We start from the raw sequence: 21,381 nt of genomic DNA, 5'->3' as shown, positions 1-21,381 counted from the left end.
CACGCGATGGCGACGCCATTCAGGCCTTTGGGCGACGCAAATCGAACATCGGCCCGATCTCCGCATAGTCGCCGAGATAGCCCGCGCGCATCACCGGATGCGCCTTCGCCGTATCGAAGATGCCGTCTTCGCGCAGATACTCGCGGCGGATGTGCACGCCGACGACCTGCCCAGAGCGAGCCAGTTGTCCATCGGCTTGCCGTCGAGATTGTGCAGGCGCACGATCTGCAGCAACTTGCATTCGAGCGAGGCGGGCGACTCGGCCACATGCGGTACGTCGACATTGACGCCGGCGGCCTTCGTCAGCCCTGCCAGTTCGAACTCGTCGACGTCGTGCGGCACGGGGGCCGACGTCCGGTTCATCTTCGCGACGAGCGACTTGCTCGTGAAATTCCAGACGAACTCGCGCGTGGCTTCGATGTTGGCAATCGAGTCCTTGTAGCCCTCGCTGCAGAAACCGACGATCGGCGGAAACGTCGCGAAAGCGCCGAAGAAGCTGTAGGGCGCGAGGTTGACCCGGCCGTGCGCATCGTTGCTGGAGATCCAGCCGATTACGCGCGGCGCGACAATCGCCTTGAACGGATCGTGAGACAGACCGTGACCCTTGGCCGGGTCATAGAAGTGAACGTCGTTGGACATGAGGCAGTGAAGATCCACGTGAATGAATGCCCCACACGATATCGCATTGCCACAGGCCGCAGGTCAACGACCAACCAAAGATTCACCAGACGAAACAAGAATTCCGACAGTCAAAACACGCCACGCTTCAGGCAACGGCCCCACCTACGCCCCGAATGCCGCATGAATAAAGGCTTGCGGCGCCGCCCGGGTGGTCTCCGGCGAGATTCACCGATTTATGCGACGATTGCCCGTGTTGCGTCGCGCAAGGCGACGCGTTTTTCATTGCGCGCGCCGCCACGGCGCCGACAGACCATGCCCACCACGCTCAAGATCGATTTTGTCTCCGATGTCGCCTGTCCCTGGTGCGCCATCGGCCTCGCCTCATTGAAGACGGCCCTCGGCCGCCTGGGCGACGATGTCGAAGCCGACCTTCATTTCAGCCCCTTCGAACTCAACCCCGACATGCCGGTCGACGGCGTTCCGCTCGCCGATTACATGTCGCGCAAGTACGGCCTGTCGCCGAAACAGTTGGCACAGAATCAGGCCAACATCAGCGCGCGGGCGGCGGCCGAAGGGTTCCCGATGCGCATGGACCTGCGCACGCACGCCTACAACACGTTCGACGCGCATCGTCTGCTGCACTGGGCGCAGACTGTCGGCAACGACACGCAGCTCGCCCTGAAGGAAGCGCTGTTGCGCGCCTACTTCGTCGAGGGCAAGCGCACGAGCGACCCTGAAGTGCTCGTCGACGCCGCGCGGCAGGCCGGCCTCGACACGACGCGTGCGCGCGAGATCCTCGCCTCCGACGAGTATGCGGAGCAGGTGCGCGCGCTTGAGCGCCACTACCAGAATCTCGGCATCCAGTCGGTGCCGGCGATCATCTTCAACAACCGGCATCTCGTGAGCGGCGGACAACCGCCGGAAGTGTTCGAACAGGCCATTCGTCAGATTCTGGCCGAGGGCTGATCCGTCATGTCGTCCCTGCCCCGATCGCCGATACCGCGGCGGCCAGCGCCCCAGCGGCGGCGCACACGCACGAGCCGCCGGCCACCGGGCGCGGTCTCGCCATGACGGCGATTCTGCTCGCCGTCTCGCTCGCCAGCCTCGACACCGCGATCGCCAACACGGCCCTGCCGCAGATGGCACTCGATCTGAAAACAACGCCGTCGGCATCGGTCTGGATCGTGAACGCGTACCAATTGGCGATGGTGGCGACCCTGCTTCCGTTCGCTTCGCTCGGCGAGCGCGTCGGGCACAAACGCGTCTTCATGTCGGGCGTGGCGGTGTTTCTCGTGGCGTCGCTGCTGTGCGCCCTGTCGCCGACGCTCGGCTTTCTCGCAGGCGCTCGCGTCTTGCAGGGCGTGGGGGCTGCTGCGGTCATGAGCGTGAACATCGCGCTTATCCGGTTCCTGTATCCGGCGCATCAACTTGGGCGCGGGGTGGGCCTGAACGCGTTGATCGTCGGTATTTCGTTCGCCATCGGGCCAACGTTGGCGTCGCTCGTCCTCGCGTTCGGGAGCTGGCCGTGGCTGTTCCTGATCAACGTGCCGACGGCGTTGCTGGCGCTGGCGTTCTCGCGCCGCAACCTGCCCGACACACCGCGCAGCGCGCACAAGCCGGACATGATCGCCGCGTTGCTCAATGTGGCGACGTTTGCGCTGCTGATCTTCGCGCTGAGTCAGAGCGCACAACGGGCCGATTGGCGTCTGACGGTGACGTGCTTCGTGGGCGCGCTTGTGTTTGGCTGGGCCCTGATTCGCCGCGAGCGTGGCCATCGCGCGCCGATGCTGCCAGTCGACTTGCTGCGTCTGCCCGCCTTCGCGCTCTCGACGCTCACGGCCATCTGTGCGTTTGCGACGCAGGGACTGGGACTCGTGTCGTTGCCGTTCTATTTCGAGAACGTGCTGCATCGCAGTCCTATCGAGACAGGCTTTCTGATGACGCCCTGGCCGTTTTTCGTGGCCGCGATTGCGCCCTTGGCGGGACGTCTGTCCGACCGCTATCCGCCCGGCGCGCTGGGCGCGATTGGCCTGGCGATGCTGAGCGCGGGTATGGGGTTGCTGGCGATCATGCCCGAGCATGCGCAACTGTGGGATATCGGCTGGCGGATGGCGTTGTGCGGCCTGGGGTTTGGTTTCTTCCAGTCGCCGAATCTGAAGGCGTTCATGCACAGCGCACCGCCGGAGCGCAGTGGCGGGGCAAGCGGCATGGTGGGAACGTCGCGACTGCTGGGGCAAGCGACGGGCGCTGCACTCGTGGCCCTGGCGTTGGGCATAGCAGGCGCCCAAGGTTCGTTGTGGGCGTTGGCGTGGGGTGCGGCGTTCTCGGCCGCAGGGTGTCTTGCGAGCGGGTTGCGATTGGTGCGACGTCAAGCTTGAAAGCTTGAAAGCGCGGAGGGGAAACGCGACGGGAAACCGACGTGTTCCCCCAAGGCGATTCAGGAGGACGATTCGGTGACCCGCCGTTTGACCTTGATGTCGGCCACCGGGATCACCGCGGCCACCGCATCCCCGAGCAAGCGACGCAACTCGGCGGGTTGGCCGACCAGATCGGCCAACGTGTAGCGGTCGAGCACCGCAAAATAGGTGCGCAACGCCTCGCCCAGCACGCCGCGCAGGTTGCACGCCGACGTGATGACACAGGCGTTATCGCCTTGGTGGAAGCACTCGACCATCGCGAAGTCGGGCTCCATCGCCCGCACTACTTCGCCAAGCCCGATGCGCTCCGGTGCGCGTCCCAGACGAATCCCGCCCGAGCGCCCGCGCACCGTGTGCAAGTAGCCCAATTGGCCGAGCTTCTGCACGATCTTCACGAGGTGGTTCTTGGGGATGTCGAACGCATCGGCCACGGCCTGCACGTGCACCAACTCGTCGGGGTGAACCGCGACGTAGATCAGGGTGCGCAAACTGTAATCGGTGTGGTCGGTGAGTCGCATTCGACGGGGGAAGCGCTGCAGGAACGGGTCAGGCGGCACCCAGTGCCGCCTGCAACTATCGCGAACCAGTTTAACATGGCTTTCATAGGCATCTTATGCTGCGCCGAAGCCCTGCGCCGCCGTCTCGCCAGCCCGCATCAGCAGGCGTTGATGGCGCATCGACCCACCGCCCCGCTCGCCCCTACCCTTCGACCCCGCTGGCGAGCGCCGCCGGGCGAGCGCCAGGGCCGCGGCGCCCCTGCCAGCGCTGCTGCCAGACGAGCCATTCGCCCACGAGACCGCGGCGGAACAAAAGCACGCAGAGCACGAAAATTCCCCCTGTCACCACGCTCACCATCGAGCCCAGTCCGGCGAATGCTTGCCACCCCGTGACCTGCATCAGCCAGGTCCCGATGTCCCCGAGCTTCGTCTCCAGCGAGACGATGAGCAGCGCCCCCGCCACCGGGCCGAAGCGAGTGCCCATACCGCCGACAAGCGTCATCAGAATGACCGATCCCGAGAGCGACCAATGCACATCGGAGAGCGTGGCAAACCCGAGCACGAGCGTCTTGAGCGCACCGGCAAGGCCGGCGATCGCTGCCGAAAGAACGAAGGCCAGCAGTTTGAAACGCGAGGCCTCGTACCCGAGTGAGATAGCACGCGGCTCATTCTCCTTGATCGCCGCCAGCACACGTCCGAAGGGCGACGCGATGATCCGCGAGATCAGCGCGAACGTGGCGGCAACCACGCCTACCACCACGTAATAGAGGGTGATGTCGTGGTCGAGCGACAGGCCGAACAGCGCCTGACGCGGCACCCCTGCAAGCCGTCCTCACCGCCCGTGAACGGCGCTTGCAGGCAGAAGAAGTAGAACATCTGCGCGAAGGCGAGCGTAATCATGGCGAAGTAAATGCCCTGCCGCCGGATCGCGAACAAGCCGATAATCAGCCCGAACACGGCGCCGGTCGCGACCCCGGTCATCACGCCCAAGAGCGGCGACGCTGCCAGATCCCGCATCACGTAGCCGGCGAAGTATGCGGCACCGCCGAAGAACGCGGCATGGCCAAACGACAGCAGCCCTGTATAGCCGAGCACCAGGTTGAGCGAGCAGGCAAACAGCGCAAAGCACAGCACCTTCATCGCGAACACGGGGTACACCCGAGAGCCGGCAGCGCGGCCAGTATCACGAGCAACACAAGATCGAAACGGTATTGACGCATCATCGACGACTCACTTGTAGGCATAACCACCGAACAGACCATGCGGGCGCACGAGCAGCACGAGCGCCATGATCACGAACACGACCGTGGCCGAAGCCTCCGGGTACCAGAGTTTGGTCAGCCCCTCGAGCACCCCGAGGACAAGACCGGTCAGCACCGACCCGGCGATCGACCCCATGCCGCCGATCACCACGATGGCGAAGACCGTCACGATCATCGGCTGCCCCATGAGCGGCGAGACCTGCATGATGGGCGCCGCCAGCACGCCCGCGAACGCCGCCAACGCGGCGCCGAACGCATACGTGAGCGTGACCATGAGCGGCACGTTCACCCCGAACGTCTCGACGAGCCGCGCATTCTCGGTACCGGCACGCAACAACGCCCCGATGCGCGTGCGCTCGATGACGAACCACGTGAGTGCGCAGGCGGACAGCGACGCGACCACCACCCACGCGCGGTAGTTCGGCAACACCATGAACGGCAGACGCGTGGCACCGGCCAGCAGTGCCGGCCCCTCGAACGACATGCCCGACACACCGTAGGCCGACCGACCCAGCCCCTCGATGACAAGCGTTAGCCCGAGGGTGAGCAGCAATCCGTACAGATGATCTAGCTGGTAAATGCGCGAGAGCAGCCCGCGCTCGATAGCCGCGCCGAGCAAGCCCGCGACCAGCGGCGCGAGCACCAGCATCGTCCAGTAGTTCAGCCCGAGATACTGGCCGCCCATCCACGCGACAAGTGCGCCGAACATGAAGAGCGCCCCGTGCGCGAAGTTGATGACGTTGAGCAAGCCGAAAATGACCGACAGGCCCAGGCTCAGCACGGCATAGAAACAGCCGTTGACCAGGCCGAGCATCAGTTGGCTGAGCAACGCCGGCAGAGGAATATCGAAAGGGTTCACGGCAATGGCCTTCAGAACGGGTTACACATTGAGAAGCGTCTGCAGCGTCTGTGTGTGGGCGGGCAACTGGGCAGCATCGAATTGCAGCGCAATGCGCCCGTGCTCCATCACATAGAAGCGCTCGGCAAGCGGGGCGGCGAAGTGGAAGTTCTGCTCGACGAGCACGATCGTGTAGCCGCGCGACTTGAGCGTCTCGATCATGCGGGCGAGCGTGCGCACGATGGCGGGCGCCAGCCCCTCGGAGATCTCGTCGAGCAGCAACAGGCGCACGCCTGTGCGCAGAATCCGCGCGATGGCCAGCATCTGCTGCTCGCCGCCCGACAAACGCGTGCCCGGACTGTGCCGGCGCTGCGCCAGATTCGGGAACATCGCGTAAATCTCGTCGAGCGACATGCCCGCCTGTCCGGCGGAGGCACCGCCCGGCGCCAGCACCGGCGGCAGCAACAGGTTTTCCTCGCACGACAGACTCGCGAAGATGCCGCGCTCCTCCGGGCAAAAACCCACGCCGCACCGTGCGATCTTGCGCGTCGGCAAGCCGATGGTCTCGCGCCCGAACACGCGCACCGAGCCGTCGCGGCTCCCTGTGAGCCCGAGAATGGCGCGCAGCGTCGTGCTGCGTCCCGCCCCGTTGCGGCCCAACAGGCTGATGACCTCCCTTGCCCCGCCATCAGATCGACGCCATGCAGGATGTGCGATTCGCCATACCAGGCCTGCAGGCCGGTGACTGCCAGCGCCGGGACAATGGCGGCAACGAGAGACGATTCGTGTGCCTTCATGCGTGCGCTCCTTCCAGCGTGGCGTCCGCCGAGCCCATGTAGGCTTCGCGCACGCGGGCGTCGGCGGTGACCGCGGCGTAGTCGCCTTCGGCCAGAATCTCGCCGCGTTGCAAAACCGTGATCGTGTCGGCAATGCCCGATACGACCTTCATGTTGTGCTCGACCATCAGCACGGTGCGCCCGGCCGCGACCTGCCGGATGAGCGCCGCCACGCGGTCGACGTCCTCATGCCCCATGCCCTGGGTGGGTTCGTCGAGCAGCATGACGTCGGGCTCCATGGCCAGCGTAGTGGCAATTTCCAGCGCGCGCTTGCGCCCATACGGCAGCGACACGGTCAGCGCATTGGCGTAAGCCGCGATGCCCACTTCGTCGAGCAAGGCCATCGCGCGCGTATCCAGATCGCCCAGTGCGCGTGCGCTGCGCCAGAAGTGATAGGACTGCCCGGTGGCGCGTTGCAGCGCCACGCGCACGTTTTCGATGACCGACAGGTGCCCGAACACCGCCGAAATCTGAAACGAGCGGATCATGCCGCGCCGCGCGACGGCCGCCGGCGCGAGGCCCGTAATATCCTCGCCGCGATAGAAGATCTGGCCGGACGTTGGCGTCAGGAACTTGGTCAGCAGGTTGAAGCACGTCGTCTTGCCTGCGCCGTTCGGGCCGATGAGCGCATGAATCGCCCCGCGCCGGACCTTCAGATCGACGCCGCCCACGGCGGTGAAGCCGCGAAACGCCTTGGTGAGCTGCCGGGTTTCGAGAATGATGTCGTCGTGATGCATGCGCTCACCCCACCACCGGTAGCGGCGTGATGCCGTAACCGTGTTGCAAACGCCGGTCGAGCACCGGATCTTCGAGTTCGAAATCGAAGCGCTCGGCCGAACGAATGCCGCCGATGGCCGCGAGCGTGCCGCACAGCATGGCCGTGCCGTCCTCGAAGCGCCCGCCCGCCTCGACGAAACGCGCGAGCAGATCCTGCGGCGAGCGCATCGCCGTCACCGGCCCCTGCTGATACAGCACTTTCTCGCCGCCGATGTTGGCGTAGCTGCGCAACACGAGCCGGTCCCAATGCGCCTCGACGTCGGCCAGCGGCCAGAGCACCGCCGCACAGGGCTTCTCGCACATCTGCTTCGAGACCGTCACCCCATACGTCTCCACGTCGCGGTCCGTATGGTCCGACGCCACCCCCACGTACGTCTCGCCCCACTGCGCACGAGCAGGTACTCGACCTCGCCGCTGCTGGCGCGCCCGCTCGCCTCGATATGCGCCTGCGTGGTGAGCCGGTCGCTCGACACGCGGTAGAACATCGGGGTGGCCGCCGGGCGTTTCACACCGAGCGCCTCGAGCTCACGGATGTGATGCTCCATCGCTTCGGCGTCCCGCCCCGTCCAGCCCGCGACCACGAGCTGTTTGATGGCGATATCGCGATCGACGGCTCCGTTCGCCCTCTGTACAACGAAATGCATGAGATTCATCTTGCCGACTCCGATCATGGCCTGACTTTCTGGCTTCACTTCTTGACGAACGCGCACTGGCTCTGGGCGAGCGGGCGGAATGCCTCGTTGGCGGGGATCGTCTGCAGCACCTTGTAGTCGTCCCATGGCTTCGTCGACGCCTTGGGCGACTTCACCTCGACGAGATACATGTCGTGCACCATCAGGCCGTCCGGACGAATGCGGCCGCCCTTGGCGAAGAAGTCATTGATGGGCGCCTGCTTCATCGATGCCATGACGGTGTCGGCGTCGTCGGTACCGGTGCGCTGCACGGCCTGCAGGTAATGCATGACCGACGAGTAAGTGCCGGCGTGAACGAGCGTCGGCATCTTGCCGGTCTTCGCGAAGAAGCGCTGCGCCCACGCGCGCGACGCGTCGTCACGGTCCCAGTAGAAGGCCGTGGTCAACGTCATGCCCTGCGCAGCCTCGAGGCCCAGGCTATGAATATCGCTGATGAACATGTGCAGCCCCGCGAGCTTCTGCTTGCCTGGGCCGCTGATGCCGAACTCGCGGGCCGTCTTGATAGCGTTGACCGTGTCCGCCCCGGCGTTGGCCAGCGCAATCACCTTGGCGCGAGACGCCTGCGCCTGCAGCAGATACGACGACAGATCCGGCGAATTGAGCGGATGCTTGGCGCGACCCACGACCTTGCCGTTCGCGTGTTGCAGAGCGTCGGTGGCGTCCTTCTCGAGCGATGCCCCAGCGCGTAATCGACTGTGAGGAAGTACCAGCTGTTGTCGCCGCTGCGGGTCATCGCCTTGACCGTGTTCGACGCAAACGAATAGGTATCGTACGAATACTGCACGGTGTACGGCGAGCAGTCCTCGTTCACCAGCCGCGTGGTGCCCGCGCCGGTCACCATGGCGATGCGATGCTTGGCCTTGGCGACATTGGCAACCGCCAGCGCCACGGACGACGGCAACAGATCCTCGACCACGTCCACGTGCTGGTTGTCGAACCAGTCGCGGGCGATTGTCGCTGCGACGTCGGTCTTGTTCTGATGGTCGGCCGAAATGACCTTGACCGGCACGCCGTTGACCTTCCCGCCGAAGTCATCGACGGCCATTTGCGCGGCAATCACCGAGCCCTTGCCGCCGATATCCGAGAAGATCGACGACATGTCGGTGAGTACGCCGATCTTCACTACTCCGTCGCTCATCTTGCCGGCCTGCGCCCGGGCGGCGAGGGGCGTAGCGAGGGCGGCGGCGAGCGCCAGTGCGGCCATTGACGTGATACGACTTGCGCGAAACGTAACCATGATGTTTTCCCTATAGCCTGTAGAGGGTCGTGTGGGTGAAACGGTCTCCGAACGGCGGGGCAACGCCCTGAGGGTTGCCGCGCCCGGTGCCCTGCCTTGCACGTGTCAGGCTGGGTCGTAGTAGTGAATTTCGAGAAGCAGACAGCCGTCGTTCGACTTGAACGGGCCATGAAACGCGCCCGGCGGACGGCAGGCATAGGTGTTCGGCGCGAACGCTTCGCCGCCTTCGCCCTGCGCGTCGTTGCCGACCGTCAGATCGCCCGCGACCAGATAGACCTCTTCCCAATAGGTATGCACGAACGGCGCCTTGGTGTAGATGCCCGGCGCGAAGCGCAGCAGGCGCGTGCGGCTGCCCGCACGGTTCTGCTCGTCGAGCGAGCCCGCGAGAATCTTTTGCTCGATGCCCGGCGGGTATCCCGGCGGCACTTCCCAACCGTCCTTCATATCGATGGTGTGAAACTCGTCATGCAGCTTGTTGATCGCCATGGGAACTCCTTGTCTATGTCTCTGGCTGCGGCAGGGAATGCCGTTGTCGTTGGGATGGGGTGGATGTGGGTCAGGCCGCGACCGGCTGCCGGACGATCTCGTCCGAGAGCGCGTAGGTGCCGAGCAGGTTGTCGACCAGACGCGTGGCCTTCTGCCAGTCGTACGTGCGATAGGCGTGGCCCTTGGTCACGAAGGTGGCGCCGGCGTAGAACATCTCGTACTGGTTGTGGCGCGACGCAAATTCGGAGCCGACGGCATCCCAGGCGAGCTTGAAGAACTTGACCCGCTCTTCGGCGTCGGCCACCGGCGACTTCTGCGTCTTTTCGATGATGCTGGCGAGCATCGGGTTCTCGAAGTCATGAATGCTCGACGGCAACATGATCATGCCGCCGCCGGCCAGTTCGCGAAGCGTGCTGAGCACCTTCGTGTAGAGCTGCTGCGTGAGCACCTGCGAGCCATAGAGCAGGCTGCGGTCCGGCACGTAGTAGCCTTTCTCCATACGGCCCTTTACCTCCATGCCGTGCACCCATGCCTCGACCATCGCCGCCTCGGCCGCCAGTTGTCCCAGCGTTTCGCGCACCTGCGGGAACGCGTTGGTGCCGTTCACTTCGGTAATGCGCAAGGCGATGCCCACGAGAAAGCGCAGCTTGACCATCAGACGTACCTGGCACTGGTAGTTCTGGTAGCTGTGGGCGGGCGTGGCGTGAAACTGCTTTGCGCACATGGCCGTGTCGCCGGCCACGAAGATGCGCTCCCACGGCACTTTGACGTCGTCGAAGTACAGCACGGCGTCGTTCTCGTCGAAGCGCGACGCGAGCGGGTTGTCGAACACCGACGTGGCATTGCCCTCGTACGACTTGCGCGACAAAACGCGCAGCCCCTTGGAATTCATCGGAATGGCAAACGACAGCGCGTACATCTCGTCGCCCGCCTTGAGCGGCTGAATGCAACTGCAAAAGACCTCGTTGGCCATGATGCCGCTGGTGGCGAGCATCTTCGCGCCGCGCACCGTAATGCCCTCGTGGTCCTGATCGACGATGCCGACGGCGAGGTACTTGTCCTCCTGCTCGTGGGCGGCTTTCGACTGGTTGGCCTGCGGATTGACGATCACGTAGGTCAGGAACAGGTCGTTGTCGCGGGCGTACTTGTAGTAGTCGTGCAACGCGCCGGCGCGCTGCGTGTCGTATTGCTCGAAGACGTCGATGCCCATGACCATCCCCGACAGGCATGACGCCACGTGATCCGGCGAGCGCCCCATGAAGCCGTAATGCAGTTCGCTCCAGGCTTCGAGCATCTCGCGGCGCTGCACCAGCTCGCCGTAGCTCGTGGGCAATTGCCAGATGCGCGAAACGCGATCGCCCGTATCCGGCGACGCGAACGTCATCGCCTCGAGGTTTTCGGGACGCGCCTGGAAATCGTACAGATTCGCGTAACTGCGAATGGAGTTGCGAAACGCCGGATGGGTGGTCACGTCGCCGACGGGCTTGCCGTCGATGTACACCTCGCGACCGTCGCGCAATTGGCCGATATGTTGACTACCGTTCTTTACCATGACTCTCTCCTGAAATCCTGGGAAACTCACGCCGCGACCGGCGTGGTGTCGAGCGAGCGGTACTGCCCGCCGAAGAAAATGAGCGGACGGCCGTCGTGCCGCGCCGTATGACGCACGACGCGTCCGACAAAAATCACGTGATCGCCGCCGTCGTGCTGGGCGTGCGGTTCGCATTCGAAGGCGGCCAGCGCCCCCGGCAGACGGCCAATGCCCGCCTCGTCGAAACTCACCCCGTCCCATTTGTTGCCACGAGCGGCGGCGAAGCGGTTCGACGTCTCGCGCTGACTCTCGTCGAGCACATTCACGGTGTAGCGCCCCGCGGCGCACAGGTCGTCGAGGCTCAGACAGCGCCGGTCGACGCTGAACAGAATCAGCGGCGGCGCCAGCGAGACCGAATTGAACGACGCCACGGTGATGCCGATGGGCGGCCCTTCGGCACGCGGCGCGGTAATGACAGCCACGCCGGTGGCGAACATGGCGAGCGTGCGACGGAACTGTCGCGCCTCGTCCTCCTGAGTCGGCACTGCGGTCGATACCTGGTTCATGGCTACCTCCTTTGAAAGCCGGCCCGACGGGTAAGGCGATCTCGATTCCTTCGCCCCACCCCTCTGACAGTCTTTTATATTTAGCTTTGTTTGTTAGTCATTATTGAACGTTAACAAAATTAGCTAATCAAGCAAGGTAAACCCTGAGAGCAGTATCGGTGCGTGAGCATCTCGATGGTGCGTCGATGCACACAGGATGGGCAGAAGTCTTGCTGGCATTGGGGTTTCAAGGGAATCGCAGCACACAGTGCACCACCGCATTGCGCACAACCCATCGCGTTTACCCGAGGCAAGCGACCGCCAAAACCGACCGCATGAAACCCTTTTTTCAATGTGGGAGAGGACGAAACGCGAGACACGCGGTGCTACACTCGGCCGCAATTCATGATGTCCACCGGACGATTCGGAGTCCCCTATGCCGTCGATCACGCCGTCGCTTTTCGAAGCCCCCATCTACATGGACTACAGTGCAACGACCCCGGTCGATCCGCGCGTGGTCGAGACCATGGTGCCGTACCTGAACGTCAATTTCGGCAATCCGGCCTCACGTAGCCACAGTTACGGCTGGACGGCCGAGGAAGCCGTGGAAACCGCGCGCGAGCATGTCGCCGCGCTCCTGGGGGCCGATCCGCGCGAGATCGTCTGGACGTCGGGCGCGACCGAAGGCAACAACCTCGCGATCAAGGGCGCCGCAAGCTTTTACAGCGGCAAGGGCAAGCACCTCATCAGCGTGAAGACCGAGCACAAGGCGGTGCTCGATACCCTGCGCGAGCTGGAAAGGCAAGGCTTCGAGGTCACCTATCTCGACGTGCAGGAGAACGGGTTGATTGCTGTCGAGACGGTGCGCGCCGCCCTGCGCCCCGACACCATCCTGGTGTCGGTAATGATGGTCAACAACGAAATTGGTGTGATTCAGCCCATCGCGGAGATCGGTGAGCTATGCCGCGAGCGTGGCATCGTGTTCCACTGCGACGCCGTGCAGGCCGCGGGCAAGATTCCGATCGACCTGCAAACGCTGAAGGTCGATCTGATGACGGTCACCGCGCACAAGCTCTACGGTCCGAAAGGCATTGGCGCGCTGTACGTGCGCCGCAAGCCGCGCATTCGTATCGAGGCGCAGATCCACGGCGGCGGACATGAGCGCGGCATGCGCTCAGGCACGTTGCCAACTCATCAGATCGTGGGGATGGGCGAAGCGTTCCGGCTGGCAAAGTGCGAACTGGCGGCGGAGGCCGCGCGCGTTCGCGTGCTGCGCGACCGTCTGCTGGCGGGGTTGCAGACGATGGACGAGATATACGTCAATGGCGACATGACGCATCGCGTGCCGCACAACCTGAACGTGAGCTTCAACTTCGTGGAAGGAGAATCGCTCATCATGGGGATCAAGGGTGTGGCGGTGTCGTCGGGCTCGGCGTGCACGTCGGCCTCGCTCGAACCGTCGTTCGTGCTTCGCGCGCTCGGGCGCAGCGACGAACTCGCGCACAGCTCGATCCGCTTCACGCTGGGACGCTTCTCGACCGAGGTCGAAGTGGACAGCGTGATCGAGCAGGTGCGCGGCACCGTCGGCAAGTTGCGCGAGATGAGTCCGCTGTGGGATATGTATCAGGACGGCGTCGATCTGAACACGATCCAGTGGGCCGCGCACTGATCGCGAGCGGGAAGCGCCGCGCCTAGCGCGTGTCGCGTGTCGCCAACTGGTGGCCCAGATCGAGCGTGGCGCGGTCTCCGTTGGCGACGAGCCGATCGACCACGGCGCACAGCACCTTGAATTCGGTGCGAGTCACGCCGTCGAACAGCACGTCGTTGATGCGCTGCTGCGAGGGTGTCAGTTCGTGGAGCAGTTTGGCACCGGCGGGCGTTACTGTCAGACTCATCTTGCGCCGGTCGTCCGGATTCTGACGCTTGTCGATCAGCTTGAGCGCCTTGAGCTTGTTCGTCTCGATGGTCACGAAGGCCCCGGACAGGTGCAGATGTTCGGCCAGTTGATTGACGGTGACATCCGCGAGCGACGACAGGTGCACGACCGACTGCAGCAGCGAATATTGAATGCCGGTCAGGCCGATCAGGCTGCCGAAGCCGTCGCGCACGGACAGCAGGCGCGCGGCGAACGGCAACAGGCCATTGATCAGATGCCGGAATTCGGCGTCGGAACCGTCGATGAGACAGGCCGGGTTGGTAACGGTGAGCGCCTTGGACGGCGACGATTTGGGCATGAGAAAAAGGAAATAAGCGACGCAGCGCGCCCGGACAATTACTTTGAAAAAAAATTATACTGCAAAGTTATCGCCCCGCTCCCCGCCCGCTACCCGGTGGCGGCGTTTTGCGATGCGCTGCCGCGCCCCGGCATGGCTCATCTCGCCGGCGGATCGAACGGCGGATCCATTTACCAGCGCACGGTCATCCCGCCCATCCAGGAATAGTCATAGGTCTGCGGATTGAGGCCGCGTCGATAGCCGACGTCCAGATCCAGCCACGACTTCGGGCTGTAGATCGCACCGAGAATCATGAACGCCGGGTGCGTCCGCTGCGTGAAGTCGGGGTTCTGCGAAGCGCCCACATCCAGAATGAGCTGCGTTGTCGGCAACACGCGATACAGCACCGCCCCGAAACCTTCCACAATGACTGGCGATCGCCTTGACGGTTCGGCTGATAGGCGGCCCCGGCGTTGAACAGAAACGTCCATTTGTCGATCTCGTATTGCGTGAGCAACGTCGCGCCGGCGTTCACCCGGCCGCTGCCGAGCCCGCGCCGGTCGTTGCCCGTAGGGAAACTCAGGTACGGCTTGAGGCCGATGCTGAACGCCCCGTCGTCGTACATCCGCCACTTGGCGCCCGTCTCCACATCGCCGACACCATTGCCCGCTGTGTCCGAGCGGTTTTGAAGGTGCGTATAGGGAACGTCGACATACAGATCGAGCGCCTCTCTCACCCCTCGGGTGAGCGTGCTGTTCCAGAGCGTCTGGCGGCCGATTTCCGGCTGCTTCGACGTCACTTCGCCATTCGTCTCGAACTGCCAGTTGCCGTCGCCCTGTGTGCCGGTATCGTCGGACACCAGCGGATGGGCGGCGAAGGCGCTGAGCGGGCAGAGCAGCGCCAGAGACATCAGTTGCTTCTTCATGAGTCGTTCTCTTGCTTACGTGTGCCGCCCCGGTGCGGCGAGCGGCGGGGCGGGCGTGTGTGAGTGTTGGCGACCGCCCGGCCGGGCGGGAGCGTTGTATCAAATCAATGGGGAAATGATTCGGCCGTCTCGGTCGACGCGGCCGATACCCAATCAGAACCAGCGGCCAAAGCGGCGGATGTAGATCGTCTTCACCACTTGGGCGAGGGCGATGTAGCCGAGCATGGTCGCAGCCAGCCAGTAGAAATACGTCCCCGGCAGTGCCACGAAGCCCAGCGCTTCGGCAAACGGCGAGTAAGGCAGCCAGCAGGCCAGCGCGATCGCCACCGTCGTCGACAGCATGATCGGCAGCGCCGGCGTGCTTTGCAGGAACGGGATCTTCTGCGTGCGCAGCAAGTGAACGACCAGCGTCTGCGACACCAACCCTTCGACGAACCAGCCCGAGTTCATGATGACCTGCCCCGCATCGCCGCCGTGCGCGTGATACAGCGCGCCCGCACCGAACACCGTCCACATCAGCGCATAGGTCGTGATATCGAATACCGACGAGGTCGGTCCGAGCCACAGCATGAAGCGCCGGATGTTGCCCGCGTCCCATTTGCGCGGCTTCTTGAGGAATTCGGGATCCATGCGATCCCATGGCAGGAACATCTGCGAGATGTCGTACACAAGGTTCTGCACGAGCAGTTGCATCGCGAGCATCGGCTGCCACGGCAGGAATGCGCTCGCCACCAGCACCGAGAACACGTTGCCGAAGTTCGAGCTGGCCGTCATGTTCAGGTACTTGAGGATGTTGCCGAAGGTCTCGCGGCCCTTGATGACGCCCTCCTCCAGCACCATCAGGCTCTTTTCGAGCAGGATGATGTCGGCGGTTTCCTTGGCGATATCGGCACCGGTATCCACCGAGATGCCGACGTCGGCATCGCGCAGCGCGGGGGCGTCGTTGATGCCGTCGCCCAGGAAGCCCACCGTGTGGCCGTTGGCCTGCAAGGCCTTGACCACGCGCGCCTTGTGCAGCGGCGCGAGCTTGGCGAACACGGTCGTGCGACCGACCGCCTCGCGCAGCGTGGCGTCATCCATCGGCTCGATGTCCGTGCCGAGCAACGGCGTGCCGGGTTCCAGGCCGACCTGACGGCACACGTTGATCGTAACGATCGGGTTGTCGCCGGTGAGCACCTTCACCGTCACGCCATGCTCGCGCAAGGCGGCAATGGCCGGGGCGGCCGAGTCCTTGGGCGGATCGAGGAAGGTCAGGAAGCCGCAGACCGTCAGCCCCGCTTCGTCGGACGTCTTGTACTGCGTCTTCGTCTCGCCTGCCGGGATGTCGCGCGTCGCCACGACGAGCACGCGAAACCCATCGGCGTTGTACGCCTCGGCGCGCGCCAGCAGGATGGCTCGGGACGTATCGTCGAGCGCGCGCACGCCCTGCGGGGTCTGCACATGCGTGGAGACCGACAGCATCTCCTCGACGGCGCCCTTGGTAATCATCAGGTGCTCGCCGTGCGCGTCGGCCACCACCACCGACAGACGCCGGCGCACAAAGTCGAACGGCAATTCGTCGATCTTGGCGAAGTCGCGCGGTTGCACCGACTCGCCGATCTCGTTGGCACGGCGGATGATCGCGACGTCGATCAGGTTGCGCTGGCCACTCTGGTGATAGCTGTTGAGCCAGCCCAGACGCAATACGTCTTCGCGCTCGTCGCCCGCCACATCGAGATGCTGTTCGAGAATGATGCGGTCCTGCGTGAGCGTGCCGGTCTTGTCGGTACACAACACGTCCATGGCACCGAAGTTCTGCACCGAGTTCAGGCGCTTGACGACCACCTTGCGGCGCGACATCGCCATGGCGCCGCGCGCCAGGTTGGCGCTCACGATCATCGGCAGCATTTCCGGTGTCAGACCCACGGCCACGGCCAGCGCGAACGTGAGCGCACTCACCCAGTCGCCCTTCGTCAGACCATTGATCATGAAGACGACCGGCACCATCACCAGCATGAAACGAATGAGCAGCCAGCTCACACTGTTCACGCCGCGATCGAAGCTCGTCTCGACCCGCTTGTGACTCACCACGTTCGTTGCCAGCGCGCCGAAATACGTGTCGCCCGCCGTGGCGACGACCACGCCGGTGGCCGTGCCGCTGACCACGTTAGTGCCCATGAAGCAGATATTGGACAGGTCGAGCAGGTTCGCATTGCCCTGCCCGGCCGTCGTTTCGGCGGACTTTTGCGCGACGGCACCCAGCGTGTCGTACTTCTCGACGGGCAGCGCTTCGCCCGTGAGGACCGCCTGACTGATGAACAGGTCGCGCGATTCGATCAAACGCAGGTCCGCCGGGATCATGTCGCCCGCCTGGAGCGTCACGATGTCGCCCACCACCAGCTCGCGCATGGCGACCTCGTGACGCTCCGGCTCGCCCGTCGCCGTCACACGGCGGCGAACGCTGGCCGTGGTGCGCACCATCGCCTTGAGCTTTTCGGCCGCGCGCAGCGACCGGAACTCGGAGAAAAAGCGCAACAAGCCGCTGATCGTCACCATCGTGAGCAGGATGGAGATGCCCATGTAGTCTTCATCGCCTGGATCGGCGAAGTAGACGTCGGTGAAATAGCTGACGGTGGCGAGCGCCAGCAGCACGATCACGAAGGGGTTCTTGAAGGCGCCGAACAATTGCACCGCCCAGTGCGGCGGCTTGTCGTGCGCGATTTCGTTAGGGCCGTAGCGGGTCTGGCGCTGACCGACGTCGGCGAGCGTGAGACCTTTCAGGTCGCTGTCGAGGGTTTTCAGGACGTCCTGCAGCGGCTCATTGGCGAGCCGGGCAACGACGTCGGGGCCGACGGGCGGCACGTCTGAGGATGTCGAGCGTTCGACGAAGCCGCGCTGCTTGCGGCGCGAGTGAAGGTGCTTGTTCATGACGAATTCCTGGCGCGGCTTACGCGGGTATGGCGGCCGGCCGGTCTCGTCAGGCGCTACCGGAGGTCATGTCTCCGAAAAAAAAGCGCGCGAACGTACCCAGCCGCGCCGCGCGGCGCGCGGTCGGTGATGGTGAAAAGATTTGGGGATCGCCCGTCGGAACCCTACGTGCGAAGCACAGGGTCCCGACGGGCCTCATTCGGCTACTTCCATCTTCCATATTGGACTCCTTACATTTTTATATTCAGCACACCGGCAGTCATTGGCGCCCTGTCTGGCAAGAAACACCGTTGCGACAGGGACGACGGAATCAGCCGAGTGTGGACCTTGCGCCAGCGCTCGCGTGTCGGGCCGCATCGTCGGACCAGAACACGCGGCGCACGCTGCGCTCGCCGGACAGGCGCATGACGAGCGACGTGAGCGACGCGCGCGAAGCGGCCGGACAGTCGAGCGTGACGGTGGCCGAGGCTTCGTCGCGATCGCTCCAGCGAGTGATGCTGACGCGCGTGGCACGCAGGCCGAGGGCAGTGAGATCGATGAACATCTGCTTGCGCAATGCCCCAAGGGCATCGGCCAGGCAGACGATGGTCAGACGCGACACCGGGGTGGGGAGCGTCGGTGGGCTCTGGAAAGCCTGAAAAGTTTGCAACGTTTGAATAGCGCGCATGATTTCCTCGCATGGCTGCGAATCGTCCCTACCGCGCACGGCACGGACGGCCGGCCGGTGCGGGCGCGCCGTTGCGATGCCAAACGCATGCGCAAGACGACAACGCCCCTCACGGGCACGACAGTGAAATTTCTGCGGGAATTGCGCCGGAGCGGTCACGCTCAAGGCGAGCGTTCGGTGGCGCTAGACACCGCATCCTGCATGAGGACGCGGCACAGGGAATGGCTGTGGATCCTCAGGCAATCAGTCGATCAAAGGTCGACTACTACTGGCATCGGAATTCACGGACAAACCCCTTAAGTGGAAGACAGGGCGGATGGTAACTGCTGCCAAATTGCAACGTCAAGCACAAATTGCTGCGCCGCACACCAGATGGGAATTTGCCCATGCCGCGCGGTGTTTTCTTCGAGGTGAAGCGCGCAACGGGCCCGCCACAGGTCAGGCGTTTCGGCCGACGTATGACTATAACGCCCGCCTCGCGGGCAGGATGTGTGCGTTCATTGGGAAGCTCGTCGCGGCACTGCGCGACACGGGCTTACTCGTTCTCTTCGAAGTAGTGCCCGAACTTGACCTGCTTGGTGCGGATATAGCGTTCGTTCTCTTCGCGCATCGGGATGTCGAGCGCTACGCGCTCACACACCGGAATGCCGTGCTTCGCGAGGGTGTCGAACTTCTTCGGGTTGTTGCTCATGAGGCGCACCGAACGCACGCCCAGAATGCGCAGAATCGCGGCTGCCGAGTCGTATTCACGGGCATCGTCGGGCAAGCCCAGATCGAGATTGGCCTCGACGGTATCGCGGCCCTGCTCTTGCAGCAAATACGCGCGAATCTTGTTGCTCAGGCCAATACCGCGCCCTTCGTGGCCCCGCAGGTACAGCATCACGCCGCGCCCTTCCTCGGCAATCTTGCGCATCCCCGCATCGAGTTGCTCTCCGCAATCGCAGCGATAGGAACCGAAGACGTCCCCCGTCAGGCATTCGGAGTGCAGACGCACGAGCGTAGGCGCATCGCCGCCGACATCGCCCATGACCAGCGCGAGGTGCTCGTTGTCGCTGCCCTTGACGCGAAATGCGTGAGAGGTGAAGGTGCCGTATCGGGTCGGCAGGGTCGCCGTTGCGACAAGCTCGACGCATTCGCCAGCGTCGCACGTGGGCGTGGCAGAGGCAATACCAGGGGACTTCATGTTGACGTTCAAACAGGCCGAAATTGGGGAGTCGCCCGCCACCGGATGGCGGGGCGTGCGCTAGAAGTGTAACGCCATTTCCGAATTTCGGCCGGCAGCGGCATGCAACACACCGTTTCACGGCGCCTGATCATCGGCTGACACCCGGCCAGCGTCCAGTCAACGTCGATCTAACGTATTGCGCGCTGCGGCACGTCGCGCACTGGGTAGGCTACGGCGCAATGTCGCGCCGCGCCGCGCCGGCAAGGACGCCAACGAGACCATCGTGCCCCCGCTGCGCCAGCCGTCACGATGTTACGATGCCCGGGCGCACCGTCATGCCTGCGACACCGGCCAATGCTTCCGCGCCTTCCGTTGCGTCACCGAAAGCACCGCTCCCTCTGCCCATGATCGATATCACCGTGCTTCCCTACTTTCTGGTCACCGTCGCCGTACTCGTTGCGATTCCGGGACCGAATACGATCTACATCGCGACCGCGAGCGCCAGCCAGGGATTTCGCTTCGGGTTGGCGTCGTGCTTCGGCGTGATGCTGGCCACGCTTGTCCACGTTGCCCTCGCGGCTGGCGGACTGACCGCCCTGCTGCTGGCCTCGCCACTGCTGTTCGGCGTGATCAAATGGCTCGGCGCGGCCTATCTCATTTTTCTGGGCATCAAAGCGATGCGTAGCCGCCCCGCAACGGTGGGTGCAGTGCCGCCGCCCGCACGCTTGCTCGGCACGTCGATCAAGAAGGGCTTTCTCGTCAACCTGCTCAACCCGAAGACAGGCCTGTTCATCGCCGCCTTCCTGCCGCAATTCGTGAACGCCGCTTCTGGCCACGTCCCCCTGCAAATCGTCACGCTCGGTCTGCTGCTTGTCCTGATCGGCGGATTGAGCGACTTCACGTACGCGGCACTCGCCCGCACGATCGGCAAGGCGCTCACCCACCGGCGCGCAACGCCGGGGGTCGGGAAATACGTGACCGGTCTGCTGTACATCGGCCTTGGCGTCGCGGCGCTGGCCACGTCGAACGGCACGACGCTGTAACGCCACTTCGCACGCGCGGCGTGCCCTCGCCCCTGCCGGACGCCCCACCTGGCGTCGTTTCCGCCCCCCCGCAGACACCTTTCATTTTTGTAATCTCCCGGTAACGATCAGGTCAGCCCCTGAATTGCAAAATGCCTTCAACGCTGAGACGCCAACGTCACGGCGGGACCGGCCGGCGCGAAGCGTTCGCGTTGGCACTCACAACCAAACCGTTGAGGCAAAACATCATGAAATCGATCGTAAAGTCCGTCATCGTCGCTTGCGCGCTCGCCATCCCCGCCCTGTCGTTTGCTCAGGCATCGCAGACAACACGTGCAAGCGTTCAGCATGAGCTCGTTCAGATGGAGAAGGCTGGCTATGTTCCCTCCGCGAGCAACGCTCACTATCCGGACAACATTCAGGCTGCAGAAGCCAAGCTGCAATCGCAACCCCAAACCGCGAGCACGTCGAGCCTTGGCGCTGCACCGCAAGTCCTGAGCCAGCAAAGCACGAACGACACGGCGGCGATGTACGTTGGCTCGTGATCGTGTCGCGAGTTGATACGCACGGCGAACGGTCACCGGCGGCAATGGAATTTGCACCGTGGCTCGTCCGCCGTGCCGCAAGGCTCGTCAACAGGTCAGCCCCGCGAAGCCGCTCGCTCGTGACAACGCGCCGACACAATGCCCGAAGCGGACTATCGCCGAAATGGCGTTCAAGACGCGCTCCGCGTTCGGCTATCA

General features: G+C 64.0%; 15 protein-coding genes and 6 pseudogenes. 5 read left to right on the top strand and 16 right to left on the bottom strand.

Annotated features, from left to right (window positions below; translation table 11 throughout):
* Positions 1–19 precede the first annotated feature (19 nt).
* Positions 20–639 (bottom strand): annotated as a pseudogene (locus DRB87_RS07435) (flavin reductase family protein).
* Between the two features lie 294 nt (positions 640–933).
* Here DRB87_RS07435 and DRB87_RS07430 point away from each other — a divergent pair.
* Both DRB87_RS07430 and DRB87_RS07425 read left to right on the top strand, forming a co-directional pair.
* Positions 934–1,587 carry a DsbA family oxidoreductase gene (locus DRB87_RS07430; protein ID WP_130025445.1) on the top strand — a complete coding sequence of 218 codons (654 nt, stop codon included), beginning with the start codon at positions 934–936 and terminating at the stop codon, positions 1,585–1,587.
* Positions 1,588–1,688: 101 nt separating this feature from the next.
* Entirely contained in the window at positions 1,689–2,999 is a 1,311-nt protein-coding gene (locus DRB87_RS07425; protein ID WP_240756218.1) for an MFS transporter, read from the top strand.
* 59 nt (positions 3,000–3,058) lie between these two features.
* Here DRB87_RS07425 and DRB87_RS07420 read toward each other — a convergent pair whose 3' ends face one another.
* The 10 genes and pseudogenes from DRB87_RS07420 to DRB87_RS07375 all read right to left on the bottom strand — a co-directional run bounded on the left by DRB87_RS07420 (position 3,059) and on the right by DRB87_RS07375 (position 11,760).
* Complete coding sequence (locus DRB87_RS07420; protein ID WP_130025443.1) at positions 3,059–3,556, bottom strand: Rrf2 family transcriptional regulator; 498 nt, start codon at positions 3,554–3,556, stop codon at positions 3,059–3,061.
* Between the two features lie 181 nt (positions 3,557–3,737).
* Positions 3,738–4,779, bottom strand: a pseudogene (locus DRB87_RS07415) (branched-chain amino acid ABC transporter permease).
* Positions 4,766–5,656, bottom strand: coding sequence for a branched-chain amino acid ABC transporter permease (locus DRB87_RS07410; RefSeq protein ID WP_130025442.1), 891 nt, complete (start codon positions 5,654–5,656; stop codon positions 4,766–4,768). Before DRB87_RS07410 ends, DRB87_RS07415 begins: the two are co-directional and overlap by 14 nt.
* A gap of 21 nt (positions 5,657–5,677) precedes the next feature.
* Positions 5,678–6,432 (bottom strand): annotated as a pseudogene (locus tag DRB87_RS07405) (ABC transporter ATP-binding protein).
* Positions 6,429–7,208 carry an ABC transporter ATP-binding protein gene (locus DRB87_RS07400; protein ID WP_130025441.1) on the bottom strand — a complete coding sequence of 260 codons (780 nt, stop codon included), beginning with the start codon at positions 7,206–7,208 and terminating at the stop codon, positions 6,429–6,431. The pseudogene DRB87_RS07405 and the gene DRB87_RS07400 overlap by 4 nt, the downstream one beginning before the upstream one ends.
* A 4-nt stretch (positions 7,209–7,212) precedes the next feature.
* A pseudogene (locus DRB87_RS07395) lies at positions 7,213–7,892 on the bottom strand (DUF2848 domain-containing protein).
* A 44-nt stretch (positions 7,893–7,936) separates the two neighbouring features.
* Positions 7,937–9,177, bottom strand: a pseudogene (locus tag DRB87_RS07390) (ABC transporter substrate-binding protein).
* A 105-nt stretch (positions 9,178–9,282) separates the two neighbouring features.
* Positions 9,283–9,663, bottom strand: coding sequence for a cupin (locus tag DRB87_RS07385; RefSeq protein WP_130025440.1), 381 nt, complete (start codon positions 9,661–9,663; stop codon positions 9,283–9,285).
* A gap of 70 nt (positions 9,664–9,733) precedes the next feature.
* The gene (locus DRB87_RS07380; RefSeq protein ID WP_130025439.1) at positions 9,734–11,215 is read right to left on the bottom strand and encodes a 4-hydroxyphenylacetate 3-hydroxylase family protein; all 1,482 of its coding nucleotides are present in this window, start codon (positions 11,213–11,215) and stop codon (positions 9,734–9,736) included.
* Between the two features lie 26 nt (positions 11,216–11,241).
* Complete coding sequence (locus tag DRB87_RS07375) at positions 11,242–11,760, bottom strand: flavin reductase family protein (protein ID WP_130025438.1); 519 nt, start codon at positions 11,758–11,760, stop codon at positions 11,242–11,244.
* 415 nt (positions 11,761–12,175) lie between these two features.
* Between DRB87_RS07375 and DRB87_RS07370 the strand changes: the two genes are divergently transcribed.
* Positions 12,176–13,408 carry an IscS subfamily cysteine desulfurase gene (locus DRB87_RS07370; RefSeq protein ID WP_130025437.1) on the top strand — a complete coding sequence of 411 codons (1,233 nt, stop codon included), beginning with the start codon at positions 12,176–12,178 and terminating at the stop codon, positions 13,406–13,408.
* A gap of 22 nt (positions 13,409–13,430) precedes the next feature.
* Here DRB87_RS07370 and DRB87_RS07365 read toward each other — a convergent pair whose 3' ends face one another.
* The 5 genes and pseudogenes from DRB87_RS07365 to ribA form a co-directional block, all read right to left on the bottom strand.
* Positions 13,431–13,973, bottom strand: coding sequence for a MarR family winged helix-turn-helix transcriptional regulator (locus DRB87_RS07365; RefSeq protein WP_130025436.1), 543 nt, complete (start codon positions 13,971–13,973; stop codon positions 13,431–13,433).
* 170 nt (positions 13,974–14,143) lie between these two features.
* Positions 14,144–14,877, bottom strand: a pseudogene (locus DRB87_RS07360) (transporter).
* Positions 14,878–15,030: 153 nt separating this feature from the next.
* Positions 15,031–17,784: a magnesium-translocating P-type ATPase gene (gene mgtA / locus DRB87_RS07355; RefSeq protein WP_130025435.1), complete on the bottom strand. Its 2,754-nt coding sequence runs from the start codon at positions 17,782–17,784 to the stop codon at positions 15,031–15,033.
* A gap of 310 nt (positions 17,785–18,094) precedes the next feature.
* Positions 18,095–18,451: a hypothetical protein gene (locus DRB87_RS07350; protein WP_130025434.1), complete on the bottom strand. Its 357-nt coding sequence runs from the start codon at positions 18,449–18,451 to the stop codon at positions 18,095–18,097.
* 535 nt (positions 18,452–18,986) lie between these two features.
* Entirely contained in the window at positions 18,987–19,634 is a 648-nt protein-coding gene (ribA, locus tag DRB87_RS07345) for a GTP cyclohydrolase II (RefSeq protein WP_130025433.1), read from the bottom strand.
* A gap of 386 nt (positions 19,635–20,020) precedes the next feature.
* Here ribA and DRB87_RS07340 point away from each other — a divergent pair, with 386 nt between their 5' ends.
* Both DRB87_RS07340 and DRB87_RS07335 read left to right on the top strand, forming a co-directional pair.
* Positions 20,021–20,659 carry a LysE family translocator gene (locus tag DRB87_RS07340; protein WP_130025432.1) on the top strand — a complete coding sequence of 213 codons (639 nt, stop codon included), beginning with the start codon at positions 20,021–20,023 and terminating at the stop codon, positions 20,657–20,659.
* A 227-nt stretch (positions 20,660–20,886) separates the two neighbouring features.
* A complete protein-coding gene (locus DRB87_RS07335; protein ID WP_130025431.1) occupies positions 20,887–21,183 on the top strand; it encodes a DUF4148 domain-containing protein in 297 nt (98 codons plus the stop codon).
* Positions 21,184–21,381: the final 198 nt, after the last annotated feature.

Source organism: Pandoraea sp. XY-2 (assembly GCF_004193915.1).
Taxonomy (GTDB): Bacteria; Pseudomonadota; Gammaproteobacteria; order Burkholderiales; family Burkholderiaceae; genus Pandoraea; species Pandoraea cepalis.
This window is presented reverse-complemented; position numbering and strand designations above follow the sequence as displayed.

Excerpts from the sequence above, each read along its gene's own strand:
- DRB87_RS07430 (WP_130025445.1), top strand. The coding sequence starts at position 934 with ATGCCCACCACGCTCAAGATCGATTTTGTCTCCGATGTCGCCTGTCCC.
- DRB87_RS07380 (WP_130025439.1), bottom strand. The coding sequence starts at position 11,215 with ATGGTAAAGAACGGTAGTCAACATATCGGCCAATTGCGCGACGGTCGC.
- ribA (WP_130025433.1), bottom strand. The coding sequence starts at position 19,634 with ATGAAGTCCCCTGGTATTGCCTCTGCCACGCCCACGTGCGACGCTGGC.
- DRB87_RS07335 (WP_130025431.1), top strand. The coding sequence starts at position 20,887 with ATGAAATCGATCGTAAAGTCCGTCATCGTCGCTTGCGCGCTCGCCATC.
- DRB87_RS07375 (WP_130025438.1), bottom strand. The coding sequence starts at position 11,760 with ATGAACCAGGTATCGACCGCAGTGCCGACTCAGGAGGACGAGGCGCGA.
- DRB87_RS07370 (WP_130025437.1), top strand. The coding sequence starts at position 12,176 with ATGCCGTCGATCACGCCGTCGCTTTTCGAAGCCCCCATCTACATGGAC.
- DRB87_RS07425 (WP_240756218.1), top strand. The coding sequence starts at position 1,689 with ATGACGGCGATTCTGCTCGCCGTCTCGCTCGCCAGCCTCGACACCGCG.
- mgtA (WP_130025435.1), bottom strand. The coding sequence starts at position 17,784 with ATGAACAAGCACCTTCACTCGCGCCGCAAGCAGCGCGGCTTCGTCGAA.
- DRB87_RS07420 (WP_130025443.1), bottom strand. The coding sequence starts at position 3,556 with ATGCGACTCACCGACCACACCGATTACAGTTTGCGCACCCTGATCTAC.
- DRB87_RS07365 (WP_130025436.1), bottom strand. The coding sequence starts at position 13,973 with ATGCCCAAATCGTCGCCGTCCAAGGCGCTCACCGTTACCAACCCGGCC.
- DRB87_RS07385 (WP_130025440.1), bottom strand. The coding sequence starts at position 9,663 with ATGGCGATCAACAAGCTGCATGACGAGTTTCACACCATCGATATGAAG.
- DRB87_RS07350 (WP_130025434.1), bottom strand. The coding sequence starts at position 18,451 with ATGCGCGCTATTCAAACGTTGCAAACTTTTCAGGCTTTCCAGAGCCCA.
- DRB87_RS07340 (WP_130025432.1), top strand. The coding sequence starts at position 20,021 with ATGATCGATATCACCGTGCTTCCCTACTTTCTGGTCACCGTCGCCGTA.
- DRB87_RS07400 (WP_130025441.1), bottom strand. The coding sequence starts at position 7,208 with ATGCATCACGACGACATCATTCTCGAAACCCGGCAGCTCACCAAGGCG.